The following is a 20,393-nucleotide window of genomic DNA, read 5'->3' on the forward strand; positions in this document are numbered from 1 at the left end:
ATGGCCATCGCCGATGACCTGAAGAAGACCCTCACCGACCCGACCCCCCTCTACTTCGCCGCCGGCACCGCCGACCTGGCCGTGCAGCAGGCCAAGAAGGTGCCGGGGCTCATCGAGCAGCTGCGCGCCGAGGCCCCCGCGCGGATCGAGGCCGTGAAGAACACCGACCCGAAGGTCGTGCAGGACAAGGCCCGGGAAGCGGCCAAGGAGGCGCAGGAGGCGGTCACCGCCAAGGTCGCCGAGGTGCTCGGCGCGATCGACGCGAAGAAGCTCGGGGAGACCGCCCAGGACCTGGCGCTCCGCGGTGTCGGCGTGGCGGCGGAGTACGCGGTGCGCGCCAAGGAGACGTACGACAAGGTCGCCGAGCACGGCGAGCAGGCCGTACGGGCCTGGCGGGGCGAGGTCTCCGAGGAGATCGTCGACATCGCCGTGGTCGTCGAGCCGGAGGCCGCGCCGGTCTCGGAGCCGAAGGCGGAGCCGGAGCCGGCCGCCGCCGAGGAGAAGCCCGCCGCCAAGAAGCCCGCCGCGCGCAAGAGCACGGCCAAGAAGACCGCCGCCGCGGCGGACGACGCGAGCTGAAGCAGCACAACGGTATGAACCACGACGGGCCGGGCACCCTTCAGGCGCCCGGCCCGTTGTGGTTCATGAAGGGGCCCGGGCCGGTAGCGTGGAGTCGGGCGGCACGTGATGACGTGCGAAGCACGAGCAGGAGAAGGCGGTCGAAGCGATGCTGATGGACGGGTTCGATCGAGGCGTGCTCCCGATGCTCGGGCTCGCCATGCTGGTCCTCGCCGTCGTGGCCTTCGTGTTCGCGCTGCTGGCGCGCGAGGACGCGTACCGGGCCGCCGAGAAGCAGACCAAGACGTTCTGGCTGGTCATCCTCGGCATCACGGTGCTCGTGGACTTCTTCCTGGGGATGCTGTTCCTGCAGATCGCCGGTCTGGTCGCCACCATCGTGTTCTTCGTCGACGTGCGCCCGGCCCTCAAGCAGGTCTCGGGCGGCGGCCGACGCGGTGGCAGCAGCAGCGACGGGCCGTACGGGCCGTACAACGGCGGGCGGTAGCGCTCCCGCCTCGTCCGCTGCGGACGGCCCGCCGCCCGGCTCAGCCTTCGGCGCGGGAGAGCAGGACCAGGGCCACGTCGTCGGTGAGCTCGCCGCCGTTGAGGCGCCGCGCCTCGGTGACGGAGGCCTCCAGCAGGGCCTCGCCGCTCAGGCCGCGGTCCAGGTGCCGGTTGATCATCTCCACCATGCCGTCCTGGCCCAGCCGCTCCTTGCCCTCGCCGATCCGGCCCTCGATCAGGCCGTCGGTGTAGAGCATCAGGCTCCAGCTGCCGCCGAGCTCGACCTGGCGGCGGGGCCAGCGGGCCTTGGGCAGCAGGCCGAGCGCGGGGCCGTTGTTCTCGTACGGGAGCAGCTGCGCGGGGCGGCCCGGCCTGGAGATCAGCGGGGCGGGATGCCCGGCCAGGCACAGGCCCGCGCGGCGGCCGTCCGGGGCGATGTCGACCGTGCAGAGGGTGGCGAAGATCTCGTCGCCGGGGCGCTCGACCTCCAGTACCTCTTGCAGCGTGGCGAGCAGGTCGTCACCGCACAGGCCGGCCAGGGTCAGGGCGCGCCAGGCGATGCGGAGCTCGACGCCGAGGGCGGCCTCGTCGGGGCCGTGGCCGCAGACGTCGCCGATCATGGCGTGGACGGTGCCGTCGGGGGTGCGCACGGTGTCGTAGAAGTCGCCGCCGAGGAGGGCGCGGCTGCGGCCGGGGCGGTAGCGGGCCGCGAAGCGGAGGTCGGAGCCCTCCAGTAGGGGGGTGGGGAGCAGGCCGCGTTCCAGGCGGGCGTTCTCCTGGGCGCGCAGTTTCGATTCTGCAAGTTTGTACTGGGCGATGTCCGCCCGTTTTCTCTCGACCGCGTAGCGGATGGCGCGGCTCAGCAGCCGGCCGTCGAGCTCGTCCCGGAAGAGGTAGTCCTGGGCGCCGACCCGTACGGCCTCGGCCGCGTGCTCGACCTCGTCCTCGCCGGTGAGCACCAGGACGGCGTGGTGCGGGGCGATGCGCAGCACCTGGCGCAGGGCCGTCAGCCGGTCGACGGCGGTGGCGGTGCCCATCCCGATGCCGCTGGCCGCGGCTCCCGGAGTACGGGCGCTGGTGTCCGGGAGGGCCAGGTCGAGGAGGATGCAGTGCACGTCGGGCGTGAGCAGCCGCTCGGCCTCGGTGAGGTTGCGGGCGGTGCGGAGCCGGATGCGGTGGCCGTCGGTGTCGAGGATCTCGGGGACGGTGAGGCCGCCGGCGGGGTCGTCCTCGATGACGAGGAGGGTCAGCGGGGTCGTCTGCGCGGTCGTCTGCGCGGTCGCCTGGGTGCCGCCGATGGCAGTGGCGATGGCGGTGGCGGCGGGTGCGGCAGCTGGCGCTGCCGCGCCGTTCAGAACGGCCTGACCGCTCTCCGCGGCCGGGGTGTCCCTTTGCCGGGGTACGGGTGCGGGCATCGTCTCCGGTTCCTTCCCTCCCCCCGAGGGTGCGCTCGTCCGCCAGACCCTAGCGGCCGGGCCGGGTCAGCGGAATGCCGCTGGGTGTGAGGGCCTCCGGCATATGCCGGCATCACGGGGGAAAATCGGCCTCATGGATGACAAACGTCACGACGGGGCCGTGTTCCGTCCCGCCTAGCGAGACGTACCGAACCCCCGCTTGGTTGCCTGCCGACGCCGGGCTGTCACACCCCGTCGCCGTTCGCGGCGCCAATCCAGCCCCGCCGGCGTTTGAGGCGCGGGGTCTGGGGCGGAGCCCCGGCAGCGCCGACGCCCCGTACATCACCCCACACCCGCGCGGCTGGAGCCGCACCCGCCCGGCGGGAGCCACACCCGCGCGGCTGGAGCCGCACCCGCCCGGCGGGAGCCGACCCGCACGGGCGGAGCCGCACCCCCGCGGGCGGGCCCGCATCGCACGCCGAGCAACCCCGCAGGGGCTACGCGTCGGGGCGGACCACCGCCTTGATCGGCATGGAGCCCGCGCCCGCCAGGGTGACGTTGCGGCCGGGGCGCGGGGCGTGGACCATCGCGCCGTCGCCCACGTACATCCCGACGTGGCTCGCGTCCTCGAAGTAGATGATCAGGTCGCCGGGGCGCATGTCCTTGATCGCGACCTTCGGCAGGCGCAGTTGCTCCTGCGAGGTGCGCGGGATGCCCTTGCCCGCCGCCCGCCAGGCCTGGGAGGTCAGCCCGGAGCAGTCGAACGAGCCGGGGCCCGTGGCGCCCCACACGTACGGCTTACCCATCTGCGCGGTCGCGAACTGCACGGCGCGCTTCCCGGCTTCCGAGGCCGCGTTGTTGACGTCCTTCATCGCGCCCGTCGACAGCCACGCCTTCTGCGCCTGGTACTGGGCTTCCTGCTCCAGCTGGATCAGCTTGGCCTTCTCCTCGGCCTCCAGCTTGCTCTCCAGCTCCTCCGCCGCCTTGATCTTCTGCTCGACCTGCTTCTTGGAGTCCTCCTGCTTGATCCGGTTGGCCTCCAGCGTCGCCCAGCGCGTGCTCGCCTCCTGGGCGTACTGCTGCAAGTCGCTCTGCGTCCGGTTCAGTTCGGAGAGCAGGTCCGAGGTGGCCTTCTCGCCCTGGCGCAGCCGGTCCGCCCCGTCGAGGAACTGGCTCGGGCTGTCGCTCAGCGCCAGCTGCGCGCCCGGCGGCAGTCCGCCCGAGCGGTACTGGGCGCGGGCGGCGGCCCCCGCACGGCTCTTCAGGGTGGTGATCCGCTCCTGGCCCGCCGCGACCTGCTTGGCGATCTCGACGATCTTGTCCGACTGGGTCTTCGTCTCCGCCTCGGCGAGGTTGTACGCGTCGGTGGCCGTGCCCGCCTGCCGGTAGAGGTCCTCGATCTCCTTGCGTACCTGCTCCAGGGACTTGACGCCCGGTTCGGGCGGCGGGGCGGCGAACGCCGTGCCCGTCGCAAGACCCGGTGCGGTCAGCACCGCCAGCGCGCACAGCAGGACGAACGAGCTCGCGCCTCGACGTCGCCTTACGGCCCCCATGGTTCCCCCAGGCACCCGAGTCAGATCTCGTATCAGATCTGACTATTCATCAGTAACTTTCCACTGCCTTCGGGATGGTGCCACGACTCGATGAATTCCAACAGCCTTGTGGACGGCTGTCCGATCTTGTCCGCCCAACGGAGGCCCTAGTGCTGTGACCGGAGAGGTTCACCGCGTCGCGGCGCCCGGCACGGCACCTCGCCGCGTTGTCGGACCGCACAGGTACGTCCAGTACGAGCCGCGGTCCTCCGCCTTGCGATGCACCGCACCGGACGCCGCGACCCGGCAAACCTTTCCGGCCACAGCACTAGCCGCACGGCGGACGCCGCGCCCCCTTCACCCCAGCGGGCGCAACGCCTCCCACCGGACCGTCAGTTCACCCTGCCGCCACCGGCCCGGCCCGTCCGCCAGCGGCCAGTCGCCGGACAGGGCCCGCGCCGTCCGGATCCAGCGCTGCCGCGCCCCGTACGAGGCGTACGGCGCCGCCGCCGCCCACGCCCGGTCGAAGTCCCGCAGGAACGCGTGCACCGGCTCGCCCGGCACGTTGCGGTGGATCAGCGCCTTCGGCAGTCGCTCCGCCAGGTCCGAGGGACGCTCCAGGGAGCCCAGCCGGGTAGCGAACGTCACCGTGCGCGGCCCCTCCGGGCCCAGCGCCACCCACACGTGCCGCCGCCCGATCTCGTCGCAGGTCCCCTCGACCAGCAGCCCGTCCGGGTCCAGCCGCGCGCACAGCCGCGCCCATACCTCCGCCACCTGCTCCTCGTCGTACTGGCGCAGTACGTTCGCCGCGCGGATCAACGAGGGGCGCGCCCCCGCGTCCAGGGGCACCTCGAAGCCGCCGTGCCGGAAGCTCAGCCCCTCCCGCTCGTACGGCTTCGCCCCGGCGACCCGCGCCGGTTCGATCTCGATGCCCACCACCCGGACCCGCGGGGCCACCTCGCGCAGCCGCGTCAGCAGCTCGACCGCCGTCCAGGGGGCCGCGCCGTAGCCGAGGTCCACCGCGACCGGCGCCTGCGCGCGCCGCAGCGCGGCCCCGTGCGCGGCCGCGATCCAGCGGTCCATCCGGCGCAGCCGGTTCGGATTCGTCGTCCCGCGCGTCACCGATCCCACGGGGCGGCCGGCGGCGCGGCCGGGCGCGCGGCCGGGAGGCGGGGTGGTGCGGGAGGTCATGGGCCGAGGGTATGCGCAGCGCCCGCACGGCGGGAAAACCCGGCTGCGCCCGCCCCGTACGGAGCCCCGTACGAGGCCCTCCGCCCGGCCGCGCCCCAGGAAGACCCAGGAAGCCCCCGGTAAACCCCCGGCAAAATCGCGGACCCCGGAATGCGGGGGACCGCCTTCCGGGTTGCACTCCTTGCAGGGCGCCTTCCGCGCCCCCGCCGTCATGCCGTCCGGGCGTCGTGCGCGCGGCCGTCCTAGCCGAGAGGAACCGCTCCCTTGAGCCAGTACGTGTCCCGCCTCAGCGGCCGCCTCGCGGCCGCCCGCGCCACCCGCCACGAGCCGCCGCGGCTGCGCCTGCCGGCCGTCGGCCACCACCGCAAGCCGCGCCGCGTCGCCATGCTCAGCGTGCACACCTCCCCGCTGCACCAGCCCGGCACCGGCGACGCCGGCGGGATGAACGTCTACATCGTCGAGCTCGCCAAGCGCCTCGCCGCGATCAACATCGAGGTCGAGATCTTCACCCGGGCCACCACCGGCGGGCTGGCGCCCGTGGTCGAGCTGGCCCCCGGGGTCCTCGTACGGCACGTGGACGCGGGCCCGTACGAAGGCCTCGCCAAGGAGGAGCTCCCGGCGCAGCTGTGCGCCTTCACCCACGGCGTCATGCAGGCGTGGGCCGGCCACCGCCCGGGCTACTACGACCTCGTCCACTCCCATTACTGGCTCTCCGGCCACGTGGGCTGGCTCGCCGCCGAACGCTGGGGCGTGCCGCTCGTCCACGCCATGCACACCATGGCCAAGGTCAAGAACGCCGCGCTCGCCGAGGGGGACACCCCCGAACCCGCCGCCCGCGTCATCGGCGAGACCCAGATCGTCTCCGCCGCCGACCGGCTCATCGCCAACACCGCCGAAGAGGCCGACGAGCTCGTCCGGCACTACGACGCCGACCCGGCCAAGGTCGCCGTCGTCCACCCCGGCGTGAACCTCGACCGCTTCACGGTCGGCGACGGCCGGGCCGCCGCCCGCGCCCGCCTCGGCCTGCCGCAGGACGCGGTCATCCCGCTCTTCGCCGGGCGGATCCAGCCGCTGAAGGCCCCGGACATCCTGCTGCGCGCCGTCGCCGTCATGGTCGAGCAGGACCCCTCGCTGCGCCGTCGCCTCTTCGTCCCCGTCGTCGGTGGCCCCAGCGGCAGCGGTCTCGCCAAGCCGGAGGGCCTGCAGAAGCTCGCCGCGAAGCTGGGCATCGCGGAGCTCGTGCACTTCCACCCGCCGGTCGCGCAGGACGGGCTCGCGGACTGGTTCCGGGCGGCGTCCGTGCTGGTCATGCCCTCGTACAACGAGTCCTTCGGGCTCGTCGCGATAGAGGCCCAGGCCGCCGGCACGCCCGTGCTCGCCGCCCGCGTCGGGGGACTGCCCGTCGCGGTCAACGACGGGACCACGGGGATCCTCGTAGCCGGGCACGACCCCGTGGACTACGCGCGCGAGCTGCGGCGCTTCGTGGACCAGCCCGGCCTCGCGGACCGGATGGGCGCCGAGGCCGCGCGGCACGCGCAGTTCTTCGGCTGGGACACCGCGGCCAGTGGCACGGCCGACGTCTACACGGCCGCCATGCACGATCATCGCCGTCGCGTACGCTCGCACCATGGCTGACGCTGACACCGCTGAGATCGCCTCGACCATCGAAAGCGCCCTGGACGGCGCCGAACTGAGCTGGGAGAGCCCCGAGCCGGGCTCCTACGTCGTCCAGCTCCCCGGCACCCGCAAGCTGAGCACCACCTGCTCGCTGCGGGTCGGCCGGCACTCGCTGTCGGTCAACGCCTTCGTGATCCGCCACCCCGACGAGAACGAGGCGGCCGTCCACCGCTGGCTGCTGGAGCGCAACCTCAAGCTGTACGGGATGGCGTACGCCGTGGACCGCCTCGGCGACATCTACCTGACGGCCCGGCTCCCGCTGGCGGTCGTCAGCCCGCAGGAGCTGGACCGGCTGCTCGGCACGGTCCTGGAGGCGGCCGACGGCTCCTTCAACACCCTGCTGGAACTGGGCTTCGCGAGCGCGATCCGCCGCGAGTACGAATGGCGCGTCTCGCGCGGCGAACCGACGTACAACCTGGACGCGTTCAAGCACCTGACGCAGCCGTCCTGAGCGGGCGGCGCGCCACGCGTCGGCGGGCGGGGCATTACGCCGCGGCGCGCGGCGCGCGGCGCGTTAGGCCTCGGCGCCGGCCGGGAGCGGGGCGCCCGCCGTGGTGGCCGCCGCCCCGGCGTCCTGCCCGGCCACCGGCTCCTGCGCCAGATTCCGCATCAGCAGCCAGTAGCCGACGCCCGCCACCGTGCCCAGGACAGCGGTCGTGCCCCACAGCCAGCCCGCCCCGAAGTGGTCGATGACCGTGCCCGCCAGCAGCGGGGCGACCAGCGAGGCCACGGCCCACGACATCGTGTACATGCCCTGGTAGCGGCCGCGTCCGTGCAGCGGGGAGAGGCGCACGACCAGGCTCATCTGGGTCGGCGAGTTGACGATCTCGGCCAGGGTCCAGACGCAGACGGTCAGGGTGAGGATCCCGAGGGAGCCGCCGAAGGCCGTGAGGCCGAACCCGTACCCCGCCAGCAGCGCCGAGAGGACGAGCAGCTTCTGCGGGTCGCGGTGCTCGATGAACCGGGTGACGGGGATCTGGAGCAGCACGATCAGGATCCCGTTGACGGCGATGACCAGGCCGTAGTCGCCGGTGGAGAAGCCCGCGGACCCCATCGCCAGCGGCAGGCCGAACGAGCCCTGCATGAAGATCAGCGCGATCAGGAACGACAGCCCGACCACCCCCATGTAGCGCCCGTCGCGCAGCACCGTGCCCAGGCTGACCTCCGCTTCGGCGGCCACCTGCGCCGCGTCGCCCTTCTCGGGCCGGGACTCGGGCAGCTTCACGTACACGAGCACCGCGCAGACGAGCGTCAAGGCGGCCTCGCCCAGGAAGCCGGCGAGGTAGCTGTACTGGGCCACGAACCCGGCGACGGTCGCGGAGACGGCGAAGCCGAGGTTGATCGCCCAGTAGTTGAGCGCGAAGGCCCGGACCCGGTCCTCGGGGCGGACGATGTCCGCCATCATCGCCTGGACCGCGGGCCGCGAGGCGTTGGACGTCATGCCGACCAGCAGGGCGACCGACGCGATCGCCGCCGGGTGCTCCATGAAGCCCAGCAGGGCGACGGAGAACGCGGTCGAGACCTGCGCGGCCAGCAGCGTGGGCCGGCGCCCGAGCCGGTCGGTCATCACCCCGGCGGCCAGGGAGGAGATCACACCACCGAGTCCGTGGAGCGCGACGACGAGGCCGGCGAAGGAGGCGGAGTAGCCCCGTTCCACGGTCAGGTACAAGGTCATGAAGGTGGCGACGAAGGCCCCGAGGCGGTTCACGAGCGTGCTCGTCCACAGCCACCAGAACGCGCGGGGCAGGCCGGCGACGCTCTCCCGGGCAGCCCGTATCAGGCTCGCAACGGACATAAGGAATCCCCCCGGAGGTGTAAGCGTCACTCGACCTCCACGCACATTACGAGCGGCGGTCCCCCCACGCCAGTCAATTGACGCGCGCAGTCAATCGGCGGGCCCGGGCGCAGCCGCCCCCACACCGCGCGCGGGCGCGCCCGCCCGTCCATTAGGCTCGTACGCATGGCCGACGCACCGTACAAGCTGATCCTCCTCCGCCACGGCGAGAGCGACTGGAACGCGAAGAACCTGTTCACCGGCTGGGTGGACGTCAACCTCACCGAGAAGGGCGAGAAGGAGGCGGTCCGGGGCGGTGAGCTGCTCAAGGACGCCGGCCTGCTGCCCGACGTTCTGCACACCTCCCTCCAGAAGCGCGCCATCCGCACGGCGCAGCTCGCGCTGGAGGCCGCCGACCGCCACTGGATCCCGGTGCACCGCTCCTGGCGCCTGAACGAGCGCCACTACGGCGCCCTCCAGGGCAAGGACAAGGCGCAGACCCTCGCCGAGTTCGGCGAGGAGCAGTTCATGCTGTGGCGCCGCTCCTACGACACCCCGCCGCCGGTCCTCGAGGACGGCACGGAGTTCTCGCAGTCCGACGACCCGCGCTACGCGTCCATCCCGCGCGAGCTGCGTCCGCGCACCGAGTGCCTCAAGGACGTCGTCGAGCGCATGCTGCCGTACTGGTACGACGGCATCGTCCCGGACCTCCTCGCGGGCCGCACGGTCCTGGTCGCCGCGCACGGCAACTCCCTGCGCGGCCTGGTCAAGCACCTGGACGGCATCTCCGACGCCGACATCACGGGCCTGAACATCCCGACCGGCATCCCGCTCGTCTACGAGCTGGACGCCGACTTCAAGCCCCTGAAGCCGGGCGGCGCCTACCTCGACCCGGCCGCGGCCGCGGCCGCCATCGAGGCCGTCAAGAACCAGGGCAAGAAGTAACCCCTCGCGAATTAGCCCCCTACCTGCGGTTTCTTCGTGGGCAGGGGGCTTTTCTCTGCCTCTGGGCCGTTCTCCGGGCCGTCAGGGCGATGGGGCCGCGCGGGCTCCGGCCTCCGGCTCCACGGTCGGCGGCCGGGCAGAGCCCAAGTACCCCTAGTGCACGGACGCACTCAGTGCCGCGCGCACTCCATCTAGGCACGGGTGGCCCGGGATGCCGACTCGTCACGACCAGGAGGGTGAGTCGGTCAGTTTCTCCAAGTCGAGCTGATAGGCGTTCCTCAGCCGCGTGAAGTCGTAGAAGTCGCCCTGAGGCTCGCGCTTCACGGTCAACAGTCCCTGCGCTTCGAGTTCCTTGCGGCCCTTGGTCCACGTGTCGGAGGAGAGGCCGTATCGCTGACGCTTCGCAGTATGGATGTACTGCGGCTCTGAGTACCCTCCGAGGGCGTCTCTGAGGGCAAATAGCAGGGCTGTTGCCGTCGGCGACAGTTGGAGGAGCCAACCGCTCGTCCAGAACTCGATCGGCATGCCAACATACCGGCCTTCCTCTCTGGGCTGCGTGTACGCCCCACCGTCGCCGGTGGCGCTCATCAGCGTGATCGCTGAGGGCCTCCCCCACTGCGGCTGGAGGTCGATGAACTTGTTGTCCGCCAGCCACGTCAAGTTGCTGGCAACGCGCCTGGGTCCCGTCCTGGGGTCGAGTCCGAGCATCTGCGTCCAGCCGTTTGGGCCCGGCGGCCTCCGCAGGTCGAAGGGCTCTTTCGTGGCCATCATGGTGATGCACAGATAAAGCCGGAGGCGCACCTTGCCCCCACGCCCGCCTTGGATGAGCCGAGCAAGAGGCGGAGGACCGCCTTTACCCTCAGGCGCTATGACGAACGCCGGCGGGAACGGGATGTGGCCCCGTCTCTTCGCCTTGTCCGCCACCCCCCGCAGGTAGCCGAGCGCCTCAGACCGACGTTCACTAGGCGACACGTCTTTTACCTTCCTGCAGGAGAGGCCGGGGTACCAGGGGTACATGGGGTACCAGGGGGTTCAAGGCTCTTCTATAGATTCCGCCACAGCGGTCGGGAGACTACAGCAAGAGCGCATGACACTGCAGTGCAAGGGGAGACGACCCCTTCACTATCGCATGTGTCTCCTTCGCAAACGTTATTCACCCACTTTGACCTGCTGTTTTCCACCTGTCAGCATCGTCATCAGTCACGCAGGACATCGCAGGGCGGCCTCCTGGATGCTGCGATTCCACTGATGAGGGGATTGATGCAGATTGTCCGATCACGACTCGTCGCTTCGGGGCCTCTGGGCAGCGGTCATCATGCTCGGTGCGCTCGTCGTCGCAATGCTGAGCACGGCCACTCTGTGGACGGTGGGAGCACCCGCGTACGCGTCGCTTGGGGCAGGGGGTGCCACCTTCATCGGTGTTGCCACTTTGGGGATCGCCCTGGGGAAGTTTCTGACTGAGTAACGCCCAATGGCGGCGAGGCTTTGAGCGGGCGAGGTGGGATGGCGGGCAGCGACGCCCGACAGCCCGCCTTCGGCTCCCGCTTGACAGGCCGTGCCGGTGGCGTGCCAGATTCTGCGGGAAACCCCGCGGGAGCAGCAGGGCAGTGGGGACTTGCCCCAGGTGCGCTCCAGGCCTTAACGCCACCCCACCGCGGGTCAACGCAGCAGTCGCCGGCAAGAAACCCGAGCTTTCCAAGCTGATGTCACGAGCCACACAGGCCAGAGGCGCTCAGTCGGTGTCGACCAGTAACCTGCGGCGATCAGTCGCGGCACGTCTGGAGGCTTCGTGGAAGCTACCGCTCTCGTCAGTCCCGATCGATTGTGGTCGGCGCAAGAGATTCTGGTGCGTCCGGCCCCTGTCCCAGCGGCGGCAGGGGTCTACGGGTGGCACTTCAAGCAGCCGCCCCACCCGGAGCTGGACGCTGGGCGTCTGCTCTACGTCGGAATAGCCCCGCGCTACATGGCGGATCGGACCAGCCGCAGAACCTGCGTAAGCGGGTGCGCTACCACTACCGGGGCAACGCGGCTGGCTCGACGCTGCGGCTCACCCTCGGATGTTTGCTCGGACTTGAGCTGCGCCGCGTGTGCAGCGGCAAGCGGATGAATTTTGGCAAGGTCGGCGAAGCGAAGCTGAGCGAGTGGATGGCGGACAACGCGCGGGTGTCTTGGATCGAGCAGAGCGAGCCGTGGGACCTGGAGGCTCAGCTCATCTCCCAACTGGACCTCCCGCTGAACCTTGACCAGAACCGCCATAACGCGTTTTACAGTCGGTTGAAGGAGCTACGAGCCCAAGCACGTCAGCGAGCGCGTGAGTTGCCTAGCAGCCTGTAGACCCACAGGGAGGGCAACGTGCCGATGGCTGGGCCGTCCTGGGCCGTCCGAGGCGCTCGACAGGGGCCATGACGACCAACGAGGACCACTAGGTGCAGGAGCCCACCGCTCCTCACCAGCAGATTCCTTGGTCACCAAGAGCCCAGGCAAGCACTTGCACCACGGTACGGGGCAAGGCCGACCGGTCAGGCGGACGCCTCGCGGCGGGGCGTCTTGCGCGTCCGTGCGCCGGCGACGACGAGCGCCAGGCCCGCCGCGGCGATGCCGAGGTAGGCGGGGGACGGGAGGGCGACGAGCTTGTGCAGCCAGCCCCATTCCGTGCCGAAGCAGGCCTGCGAGGCGAAGCTGACGAGCCCTTGGGCTCCTACGACGTAGCCGATGCTCTCGACGGTGTACCCGATGGTTGTTCGCACGGATCAAGCCTCTCGCGGCCCCGCCGCGGGATCGTCCTCACCAGGGCGGAAAACGCGGTAGGCCGAAGGATGCAGTCGCGTCGCGTGCGGCCGGTCGTCCGAGCGGGACCTAGGTCCAATGGCGCATGGCGGTGGTCGGTGGGGGGCGTCAGAGTGGCGGTCATGGAAGCTCTCGACCCCGGCCGTACCGAGGCCTATCTGCGTCGTCTGGGGGCGGCGCGGCCCGAGCGGCCCACGGCCGCCTCGCTGCGCGAGCTGCACCTGCGGCACCTGCGCGCCGTGCCGTTCGAGAACCTGGCGATCCACCTCGGTGAGGATCTCGTGCTGAGCCGGAACGCCGTCTTCGACAAGATCGTGACCGCCGGGCGCGGCGGTATCTGCTACGAACTGAACGCGGGCTTCGCGGAGTTGCTGGGCGCGCTCGGCCACCGGGTCGAGCTCCTCCAGGCCCGGGTGTACGGCAAGGACGGCGCGCTGGGCGTCCCGTACGACCACCTGGCGCTGCGCGTCGACGGGCGCTGGCTCGCGGACGTGGGGTTCGGCGACCACAGTGTCCACCCGCTCGACCTGGACGAGCCGGGCGAGCAGAAGGATCCCGGCGGGGTGTTCCTCGTACGGCCGGCCCCGGACGCCGGTCACGCCGGTGGCCACAGTGGCGGGGGTGACCTTGAGGTGGTGCGCGACGGCGTGCCCGCGTACCGGCTGGAGACCCGCCCCCGCGCGCTCGCCGACTTCCTCACCGGCGCATGGTGGCACCGCACCAGCCCCGAGTCCGGCTTCACCAGGGGTCCGGTCTGCTCCCGGCTCACCGAGGACGGCGGCCGGATCACCCTGCGGGAGCGCACCCTCATCACCACCGCCGCGGACGGCGACCGTACGGAGGAGGAGCTGGCGACCGACGAGGAGGTACGGGCCGCCTACCGCGCGTGGTTCGGCATCGTCCTCGACCGGCTGCCCGTGCCGCTGCACCCCCGGCCGTGAGCCGCCAGGTGGGGCGGAGCCCGTGCGGGTCCGGACGTCGGGGGACGGCCTCCGGCCACTTTCGTTCAAGTCTGCTCTGTCCGTCTTCCGCCGCAGTTAGCCTGACGGCTTGATCACCATTCGTGTTGGGGAGGCAGTGGTGAAAGACCGACAGGGCAGGGAGCTCGTCCCTGGAGATCCGGTGACCGTTTACTCCACGAGCGACCGGCCGTTCCACTTGCACGGTTCTCACGGCGTCGTGTTGAGCCTCGGGATCAAGCGGGTGAAGGTCGAGCTCACCCGAGCCGCTTTCGAGAGCAGCGACGGGAAGGTCGAGACGTTCCTGCCGTCCGATCTGGAGTACGGCCACGAGGGCACACCGAGGAACGCGGACAAGATGGTGGAGACGATGCTGGAGATCCAGCGCGTACCCGTGAACGACGCGGCGGCGCTGGCGGTGGAGAGCGGCGTCATCACGAAGGCGCAGGGCGATCAGCTCGTCCGGCTCTGGCACGACCACACCGCGGCGAAGGCGGCCTGGCGCATGACCGGCTGAGCAGGTCCTCTGCTCGACACGGGCCTTGTGCTCGAAACAGCCCCCTGCCTGCGGTTTTCCCGCGGATCGGGGGCTTTTCGCCGTCTGCTGACAGATCTGCTCCGGGGGGTCAAGTCCCGTTTTCCCGTGTCATGACGGGCCGGGCCGCCGTCCCGCCTACTGGAGGCACGGCCACACCGCACACGCGGCGGGCCGGACAGGAGAACGGACGCCACCACGCACAAGGAGCAGTCATGTCCTACGACCTTCCCACCCCGGCCGACGTCCAGTCGAAGCGGCGGATCGCGCGCCTCGGGATGGCCCTGACCTCGGCCGTCTTCATCTCGGGGGCCATCGCGCTGCCGGCGACCGCGGCGACCGCGACGTCCGCGCCTTCGACCCAGCCCTCGGTCACCGGCATCCGCACGCACGACCACCGGGACCGTGAGTCCGGCGGGGACGTCTTCCGGACCTGTACGTGCAAGCACGGCTCCGGCTCCGTCTGGCGGGACACGTGGGACCGGGACACCTGGGACCGGGACACCTGGGACCGGGACACGTGGAAACGGGACGTGCTGTGCGTCAGGCCGCACCAACACGACAGGGTGAAGCACCACGACTGGCCGGTCGACAACGGCCCGCACGTCAGATGGATGCCGGAAAGGTGATCCTCCGAACAGGGACCCCGGGCGCGCCGGCAGCCGTCAGGCCGCGCGCCCGGGGGCGGTCTCCCGCCACCTGCGGCCGATCGAGCGGAGCAGTGCCGGGTAGACGCCCAGGTAGCGGAAGGGCTTGATGCCCGCCATGTAGACCGCCCCGAGCAGGCCGTTCGGCTTGACGAGGGCGGTCATCTGGCCGCGGTATCCGCCGGGCGCCGCCGGGTCCGGGACCCAGCCGACGTGCATCAGCACCTGCACCGTGCGGTTGGCGCTCTCGGCCACCCACTCGTCGTGGGTCTGGTAGACGGAGGTGAACGGAACCGCCGTGAGGTCCGGCCCGCGCGGTCCCTCCCGCAGGTCCGCGGGCAGCCGGTCGCGCACGGACGCCACCCGGGCGCCGGCGCCGCCGTCGGCCTTGTCCCAGCCGAACAGGGCCCCGAGCTTCCAGCGGACCGCGAACAGCAGTCGCGCCACGGGGGAGGAGACGGCCTCGGAGCTGTCGGCGAACTGGGCCACCAGCCGGGCGAGGTCGTCGGGACCTCCCGGAGTCGGCAGCGCCCATACGTCCTCGACGTGGAAGTCGCCGGCGATCTCGTGGATGCGCCAGGGACGGGAGGTGTGCGCGGTGCTGGGGAGTCTCATGAGCAAGCCCCTATCTATACGATGCCGTATATGGAGAGCCTAGCAGCCGTGTATACGCCTCCGTATACACGGGGCTGGGCGTGAGGAGGGGCAGGGCATGGGCGCGACCCGCACGCCACGCGGCAAGTGGATCGAGGAGGGGCTACGGGCCCTCGCCGCCGGCGGCCCCGAGGCCGTCCGGATCGAGTCGCTGGCGCAGGCGCTCGGCGTGACCAAGGGCGGTTTCTACGGCTATTTCGCCAACCGCGGTGCGCTGCTCACCGAGATGCTCGACACCTGGGAACGCGAGGGCACGGAGGGGGTCATCGCCCAGGTCGAGACCGGCGGCGGAGACGCCAGGGCCAAGCTGGAGCGGTTGTTCGCGATCGCCGGGGGCGCCGAGGAAGAGGCGGTCAAGGGCACCGCGGCGGAGCTCGCGATCCGAGAGTGGGCCCGGCGTGACGAGGCCGTGGCGCAGCGGCTGCGCCGCGCCGACAACCGGCGCATGGAGTACCTGCGTTCGCTGTTCCGCGCCATCTGTTCCGACGAGGACGACGTCGAGGTCCGCTGCCTGCTCACCTTCTCGGTGCGGATCGGCGGCTACTTCATCGCCGCCGACCACGGCCGTCACAGCCGCGCGGAGGTCATGGACCTGACGACGAAATGGCTGCTGCGGTAGCCGAGTTCGCGGAGTTCGCGGCGTGCACGTCGGGCCCCGGCCGAGGGTGATCGGACGGGGCCCTGCTCGTGCGGGCGCCGGCGGCGGCAGTCAGCCGCCGCACTGGCAGGGGGCGCCGGACTGGCAGCCGCAGCCGCAGCCCGAGCCGCAGCCGCAGGCCGCGAGCAGCGGGAGCCGCAGGGGCTCCGGCCGCGAAGGCGGCTCCTGCTCCGGGGTGATGGGGACGGGGGAATCGGGCATGGTTCCTCCTCGCAGGCGGCGTACGGGACTTCGCACGACGGACCGCCCTCGCCTCATTCATGCCCAGCGGCACCGGCGCGTCAACGGCGCATTGGGGCTCGCGACGCCGGGCGCCTGACACCCCGGCCGCCTGACCGCGCCCGACACCCAGGCCGCCCGACCACGGCCGCCCCTCAGCGCCCCGCCCCTCAGGCCCCCTCCACCTGCGTCGGCTGCTGGAGGTCGTCCGCGTGCTCGCCCGTCACCAGGTAGACCACGCGCTTGGCCACCGACACCGCGTGGTCCGCGAAGCGCTCGTAGTAGCGGCCCAGCAGCGTCACGTCCACCGCCGTCTCGATGCCGTGCTTCCAGCGGTCGTCCATCAGGTGCTGGAACAGCGTGCGGTGCAGCTGGTCCATCTCGTCGTCGTCCGTCTCCAGCTGGAGGGCCAGGTCGACGTCCTTCGTGATGATGACCTCCGCGGCCTTCGCCATCAGGCGCTGCGCCAGCTGACCCATCTCCAGGATGGTGGCGTGCAGGTCCCGCGGCACCGCCGTGTCCGGGAAGCGCAGCCGGGCCAGCTTCGCCACGTGCTGGGCCAGGTCGCCGCTGCGCTCCAGGTCGGCGCTCATCCGCAGCGAGGTCACCACGATGCGCAGGTCGGTGGCGACCGGCTGCTGGCGCGCCAGCAGCGCGATGGCGCGCGCCTCCAGGTCGTGCTGGAGGTCGTCGACCTTCTGGTCGGCGGCGATGACGCTCTCGGCGAGCTTCAGGTCGGCGTCGAGCATGGACGTCGTGGCCCGCCCGATCGCGGAACCGACGAGCCGGGCCATCTCGACCAGGCTTTCTCCGATCGAGTCCAGTTCCTCGTGGTACGCGTCGCGCATGTCTGGTGTCCCTCTCTTGGCCTTGACGTACTGCGGTACTGCCCGGGGGCGGGCCGGGGCGGCCGTTGGCCCCACGGTGCCACGGTGAGCCGCGAACGCGTCCGACTCCGGCACCGCAAGTGAATCAACCCCGTCCCCAGGGTGAACTCTGGGCGACGACTGTTCGAGGTGCCACCCGAACGGCTGTGGAAGTGTCCTCCCACCTGCTTAACCTGGATCCATGGACGTGAACGCGGCGGTCGCCGCAGCTGCAGCGATCGCCGGTCTGTGTACCGGCGTCATCGCCATGCTGGCGTTCCGCTGGAGCGAGCGCGACCAGGCCCGCCCCACCCGGAGCTCCATGCGCCCCGACATCAATGCGGTGCTCCCGCCCGGCGTGGACACCGTCCTCTCCGTGCTCCGCTCCTCCGCCGTCGTACTGGACGAGGGCGACGCGGTGGTCAAGGCCAGCTCGGCGGCGTACGCCCTCGGGCTGGTCCGCGGCGGCAAGCTCGCCGTGGAGCCCATGCTCCACATGGCCCGCGACACCCGCCGCGACGGGGAGATACGCCAGGTCGAGCTGGACCTGCCCCGGCGCGGCACCGGCCGCGGCGAGGCCCTCGCCGTCTCGGCGCGCGTCGCCCCGCTCGGCTCCCGCCTGGTGCTCCTCCTGGTCGAGGACCTCACCGAGGCCCGCCGCATCGAGGCCGTACGCCGCGACTTCGTCGCCAACGTGTCGCACGAGCTCAAGACCCCGGTCGGGGCGATCTCCCTGCTCTCCGAGGCCGTCATGGACGCCGCGGACGACCCCGAGGCGGTCAGCCGCTTCGCCGGCCGCATGCAGATCGAGTCGACCCGGCTCATCAACCTCGTGCAGGAGCTCATCGACCTCTCCCGGGTCCAGAACGACGACCCGCTGGAGGACGCCGAGCCCGTGCGCGTGGACACGCTGGTGGCCGAGGCCATCGACCGCTGCCGCCACACGGCCTCCTCGAAGCAGATCACCATGGCCGCGGGAGGCACCGCCGACCTGCGGGTCTGGGGCAACCGCGGACAGCTCGCGGCCGCCCTGGGAAACCTGGTCGAGAACGCCGTCAACTACAGCCCCGCCCGCACCCGCGTCGGCATCGCCGGGCGCAGGGTGACGGCGCCGGGGGGAGACTTGATCGAGATCGCCGTGACCGACCAGGGCATCGGCATCCCGGAAAAGGACCGCGAGCGCATCTTCGAGCGCTTCTACCGCGTGGACCCGGCCCGCTCCCGCGCCACGGGAGGCACGGGCCTCGGCCTTGCGATCGTGAAGCACGTGGCGGCCTCGCACGGCGGGGAGGTGTCGGTCTGGAGCTCGGAGGGTCAAGGTTCCACGTTCACCCTGCGACTCCCCGAAGCAGCCGCACCGGCTGCGGCCCCGCGCACCCATCCGACCCCTGCCTGAACCAGAACCCGCCCCCAGCCATACCTGCCCCGGAGGTCCTTCCGTGACCCGAGTGCTCGTCGTCGAGGATGAGGAATCCTTCAGCGACGCCCTGTCCTACATGCTCCGCAAGGAGGGCTTCGAGGTCGCGATCGCGGCGACCGGCCCCGACGGGCTCGACGAGTTCGAGCGCAACGGCGCCGACCTCGTCCTCCTCGACCTGATGCTCCCCGGCCTGCCCGGTACGGAGGTCTGCCGGCAGCTGCGCGGCCGTTCCAACGTCCCCGTGATCATGGTGACCGCCAAGGACAGCGAGATCGACAAGGTCGTCGGGCTGGAGATAGGAGCGGACGACTACGTCACCAAGCCCTTCTCCTCGCGGGAGCTGGTCGCCCGCATCCGCGCGGTCCTGCGCCGCCGCGGCGAGCCGGAGGAGGTCACCCCGGCCGCGCTGGAGGCCGGCCCCGTACGGATGGACGTCGACCGGCACGTGGTCACCGTCGCCGGCGGCAAGGTGGACCTCCCGCTGAAGGAGTTCGACCTGCTGGAGATGCTGCTGCGCAACGCGGGCCGCGTGCTGACCCGCATGCAGCTCATCGACCGGGTCTGGGGCGCCGACTACGTCGGTGACACCAAGACCCTCGACGTCCACGTCAAGCGCCTGCGCGCCAAGATCGAGCCGGACCCGGGCGCGCCGCGCTACCTGGTCACGGTCCGGGGCCTGGGCTACAAGTTCGAGCCGTAGGCCCGACGGCCAGCCGTCCGCATACGGGAAGGGCCCCGGCCGCTGATGCGGCCGGGGCCCTTCCCTTACTTCCCGTGTGCGTACGGGGCGCTACGACGCCACGGCGCCCCGTGCGGCCTGCGTCAGTGGCCCGCGGCGTGCGAGGCGGAGCCCGACGGGGAGGCGGCCGCGCTGCCCGAGGGGGACCCGGACGGGCTGCCCGAGGCCGCACCGGTGGCCGCGCCCGACGGGGAGCCCGACGGGGAGCCGGCGGGGGAGCCGGACGGCGTGCCCGAGGGGCTGCCGGAGGGGGTGGAGCCGGCGGCCGGGGCCGCGGACGGGCCGAAGCCCGCGTACATGCCCGTGCCCGGGACCACGAAGGCGTCCAGCTCGACACCGCCCGTGCTGCTCAGCTGGAAGACGACCTTCTGCACGTCACCGTTCTTGGCGGCCTCGGCGCCGTCCTCGATGACGGCGGAGGCGTTGCCCGCGCCGCCCAGCACCAGGGTGCCGCCGGCCGGCACGGTGACCTTGCCGGCGCCCTCGGCGGCCTTCAGCACGACCTTGCCCTTGCCACCCGCCAGGGTGATGCCGTCAAGGGTCTGCGCCTTGGTGCCCGAGTTGAAGACCGTCGCCGAGACCGTCGCGGGGCCCTTCTTGTCCTTCTCGCCCTGGGTGATGACCAGCGCGTTCTGGATCTTGATCTCGCCCTTGGTGACGGCGGCGTTGTCCGGCTTGATCTGGAGGGTCTGCGCGTCGTTGCCCGCACCGCATGCGGCCAGCGAGGCGATCGAGAACACGACGGCGGTGGCGGCGAGGGCGCCGCGTCGAAGGCTGCGGCTCACGGCGGCGGCAACTCCTTGGACGAACGGAAGGGGAGGGTGGGCACTCGGAACGGCCGAGGTAAAGCCGCTCTAAGGGTGTGTCAGCGCGCTTAGGTTACCGAGCCGCCGCCCCGCCCCCGCACCCGACCCTCCGCAGCGCGGCCCTCACCCTGGGGGCGTCCCACGATCTTGCATTCCGCCGGCCGTCGCCTTGTCGTTCACCGCGGCGCCCGCCCCTCGTTCACCTCGCCGATCATGTGGCTCGCGCATATCGTGCGTCGGCCACCGCGTGATCAATTTCCGGATTCCCTCGAACGCCACTTCGTGATCAATTCGAGGATTGGGCCGGAACCCGGTCGCTGTGGGCTCCGCCAGTCGAACGGAGTAGTTCGGTTTCCCGACTCCGAAACCGGCAAAACGGGACGTACGTCACACTGATGGGGGTGCCGGGCAGGTGTAGCGTGGCCCTTTCGCCCGGTCCGCGCAGCGCCCCCGACCTGCGAATACCCCCTTCCGAGAGCCCTCCGCAGCACGTTCCTGTTGCTGTTGTCAAGCCCCGAGATGTGCCCT

The 20,393-nt window shown here is 71.4% G+C and carries 21 protein-coding genes and 1 pseudogene; 12 read left to right on the forward strand and 10 right to left on the reverse strand.

The window, feature by feature from the left end; translation table 11 throughout:
* Together ACF059_RS31700 and ACF059_RS31705 are read left to right on the forward strand one after the other, a co-directional pair.
* A complete protein-coding gene (locus tag ACF059_RS31700; RefSeq protein ID WP_392064095.1) occupies positions 1-579 on the forward strand; it encodes a hypothetical protein in 579 nt (192 codons plus the stop codon).
* A gap of 148 nt (positions 580-727) precedes the next feature.
* Positions 728-1,063, forward strand: coding sequence for a DUF2516 family protein (locus ACF059_RS31705; protein ID WP_361945255.1), 336 nt, complete (start codon positions 728-730; stop codon positions 1,061-1,063).
* 40 nt (positions 1,064-1,103) lie between these two features.
* On the opposite strand, the gene ACF059_RS31710 is transcribed toward ACF059_RS31705, so the two are convergent.
* The 3 genes from ACF059_RS31710 to ACF059_RS31720 all read right to left on the reverse strand — a co-directional run bounded on the left by ACF059_RS31710 (position 1,104) and on the right by ACF059_RS31720 (position 5,179).
* Positions 1,104-2,477, reverse strand: a complete 1,374-nt coding sequence (locus ACF059_RS31710; protein ID WP_392064098.1) for a PP2C family protein-serine/threonine phosphatase — start codon at positions 2,475-2,477, stop codon at positions 1,104-1,106.
* Positions 2,478-2,953: 476 nt separating this feature from the next.
* Entirely contained in the window at positions 2,954-4,009 is a 1,056-nt protein-coding gene (locus ACF059_RS31715) for an NlpC/P60 family protein (protein ID WP_361944307.1), read from the reverse strand.
* A gap of 336 nt (positions 4,010-4,345) precedes the next feature.
* On the reverse strand, positions 4,346-5,179 hold the full coding sequence (locus tag ACF059_RS31720) for a class I SAM-dependent methyltransferase (protein WP_361944310.1): 834 nt from the start codon (positions 5,177-5,179) through the stop codon (positions 4,346-4,348).
* A 264-nt stretch (positions 5,180-5,443) separates the two neighbouring features.
* Here ACF059_RS31720 and mshA point away from each other — a divergent pair, with 264 nt between their 5' ends.
* Together mshA and ACF059_RS31730 are read left to right on the forward strand one after the other, a co-directional pair.
* Positions 5,444-6,814, forward strand: coding sequence for a D-inositol-3-phosphate glycosyltransferase (mshA, locus tag ACF059_RS31725; protein WP_361944312.1), 1,371 nt, complete (start codon positions 5,444-5,446; stop codon positions 6,812-6,814).
* Positions 6,807-7,307 carry a YbjN domain-containing protein gene (locus ACF059_RS31730; RefSeq protein WP_392064103.1) on the forward strand — a complete coding sequence of 167 codons (501 nt, stop codon included), beginning with the start codon at positions 6,807-6,809 and terminating at the stop codon, positions 7,305-7,307. Before mshA ends, ACF059_RS31730 begins: the two co-directional genes overlap by 8 nt.
* Before the next feature lie 63 nt (positions 7,308-7,370).
* On the opposite strand, the gene ACF059_RS31735 is transcribed toward ACF059_RS31730, so the two are convergent.
* Positions 7,371-8,651: an MDR family MFS transporter gene (locus tag ACF059_RS31735; RefSeq protein ID WP_392064105.1), complete on the reverse strand. Its 1,281-nt coding sequence runs from the start codon at positions 8,649-8,651 to the stop codon at positions 7,371-7,373.
* 165 nt (positions 8,652-8,816) lie between these two features.
* On the opposite strand from ACF059_RS31735, the gene ACF059_RS31740 reads away from it, so the two are divergent.
* On the forward strand, positions 8,817-9,575 hold the full coding sequence (locus ACF059_RS31740) for a phosphoglyceromutase (protein ID WP_392064107.1): 759 nt from the start codon (positions 8,817-8,819) through the stop codon (positions 9,573-9,575).
* A gap of 222 nt (positions 9,576-9,797) precedes the next feature.
* Here the strand turns inward: ACF059_RS31740 and ACF059_RS31745 are convergent, their stop codons facing one another.
* A complete protein-coding gene (locus tag ACF059_RS31745; protein ID WP_392064110.1) occupies positions 9,798-10,592 on the reverse strand; it encodes a hypothetical protein in 795 nt (264 codons plus the stop codon).
* A gap of 984 nt (positions 10,593-11,576) precedes the next feature.
* On the opposite strand from ACF059_RS31745, the gene ACF059_RS31750 reads away from it, so the two are divergent.
* The gene (locus ACF059_RS31750) at positions 11,577-11,909 is read left to right on the forward strand and encodes a GIY-YIG nuclease family protein (protein ID WP_392064112.1); all 333 of its coding nucleotides are present in this window, start codon (positions 11,577-11,579) and stop codon (positions 11,907-11,909) included.
* A gap of 185 nt (positions 11,910-12,094) precedes the next feature.
* Here ACF059_RS31750 and ACF059_RS31755 read toward each other — a convergent pair whose 3' ends face one another.
* Positions 12,095-12,322 (reverse strand): hypothetical protein, encoded by a 228-nt coding sequence (locus ACF059_RS31755; RefSeq protein ID WP_392064115.1) that lies wholly within the window; start codon positions 12,320-12,322, stop codon positions 12,095-12,097.
* Positions 12,323-12,484: 162 nt separating this feature from the next.
* Between ACF059_RS31755 and ACF059_RS31760 the strand changes: the two genes are divergently transcribed.
* The 3 genes from ACF059_RS31760 (at position 12,485) to ACF059_RS31770 (ending at position 14,485) form a co-directional block, all read left to right on the forward strand.
* Entirely contained in the window at positions 12,485-13,303 is an 819-nt protein-coding gene (locus ACF059_RS31760) for an arylamine N-acetyltransferase (protein WP_392064118.1), read from the forward strand.
* 181 nt (positions 13,304-13,484) lie between these two features.
* Positions 13,485-13,838, forward strand: coding sequence for a hypothetical protein (locus tag ACF059_RS31765; protein WP_392064120.1), 354 nt, complete (start codon positions 13,485-13,487; stop codon positions 13,836-13,838).
* Positions 13,839-14,071: 233 nt separating this feature from the next.
* On the forward strand, positions 14,072-14,485 hold the full coding sequence (locus ACF059_RS31770; protein ID WP_392064123.1) for a hypothetical protein: 414 nt from the start codon (positions 14,072-14,074) through the stop codon (positions 14,483-14,485).
* 36 nt (positions 14,486-14,521) lie between these two features.
* Here ACF059_RS31770 and ACF059_RS31775 read toward each other — a convergent pair whose 3' ends face one another.
* Positions 14,522-15,118, reverse strand: coding sequence for a DUF2867 domain-containing protein (locus tag ACF059_RS31775; protein ID WP_392064125.1), 597 nt, complete (start codon positions 15,116-15,118; stop codon positions 14,522-14,524).
* Between the two features lie 97 nt (positions 15,119-15,215).
* Between ACF059_RS31775 and ACF059_RS31780 the strand changes: the two genes are divergently transcribed.
* Complete coding sequence (locus ACF059_RS31780) at positions 15,216-15,776, forward strand: TetR/AcrR family transcriptional regulator (RefSeq protein WP_360894203.1); 561 nt, start codon at positions 15,216-15,218, stop codon at positions 15,774-15,776.
* Positions 15,777-15,866: 90 nt separating this feature from the next.
* Here ACF059_RS31780 and ACF059_RS31785 read toward each other — a convergent pair whose 3' ends face one another.
* The gene (locus tag ACF059_RS31785) at positions 15,867-16,016 is read right to left on the reverse strand and encodes a hypothetical protein (protein WP_361944336.1); all 150 of its coding nucleotides are present in this window, start codon (positions 16,014-16,016) and stop codon (positions 15,867-15,869) included.
* Between the two features lie 188 nt (positions 16,017-16,204).
* A complete protein-coding gene (gene phoU, locus ACF059_RS31790; RefSeq protein ID WP_360894197.1) occupies positions 16,205-16,882 on the reverse strand; it encodes a phosphate signaling complex protein PhoU in 678 nt (225 codons plus the stop codon).
* A 220-nt stretch (positions 16,883-17,102) separates the two neighbouring features.
* Between phoU and ACF059_RS31795 the strand changes: the two are divergent.
* Positions 17,103-18,251: pseudogene (locus tag ACF059_RS31795) on the forward strand (sensor histidine kinase); the annotation flags it as partial.
* Between the two features lie 88 nt (positions 18,252-18,339).
* On the forward strand, positions 18,340-19,020 hold the full coding sequence (locus ACF059_RS31800) for a response regulator transcription factor (RefSeq protein WP_030387286.1): 681 nt from the start codon (positions 18,340-18,342) through the stop codon (positions 19,018-19,020).
* Positions 19,021-19,142: 122 nt separating this feature from the next.
* On the opposite strand, the gene ACF059_RS31805 is transcribed toward ACF059_RS31800, so the two are convergent.
* Complete coding sequence (locus ACF059_RS31805) at positions 19,143-19,844, reverse strand: DUF461 domain-containing protein (RefSeq protein WP_392064130.1); 702 nt, start codon at positions 19,842-19,844, stop codon at positions 19,143-19,145.
* Between the last annotated feature and the right edge of the window lie 549 nt (positions 19,845-20,393).

Source organism: Streptomyces sp. NPDC016562 (genome assembly GCF_043076955.1).
Lineage (GTDB): Bacteria > Actinomycetota > Actinomycetes > Streptomycetales > Streptomycetaceae > Streptomyces.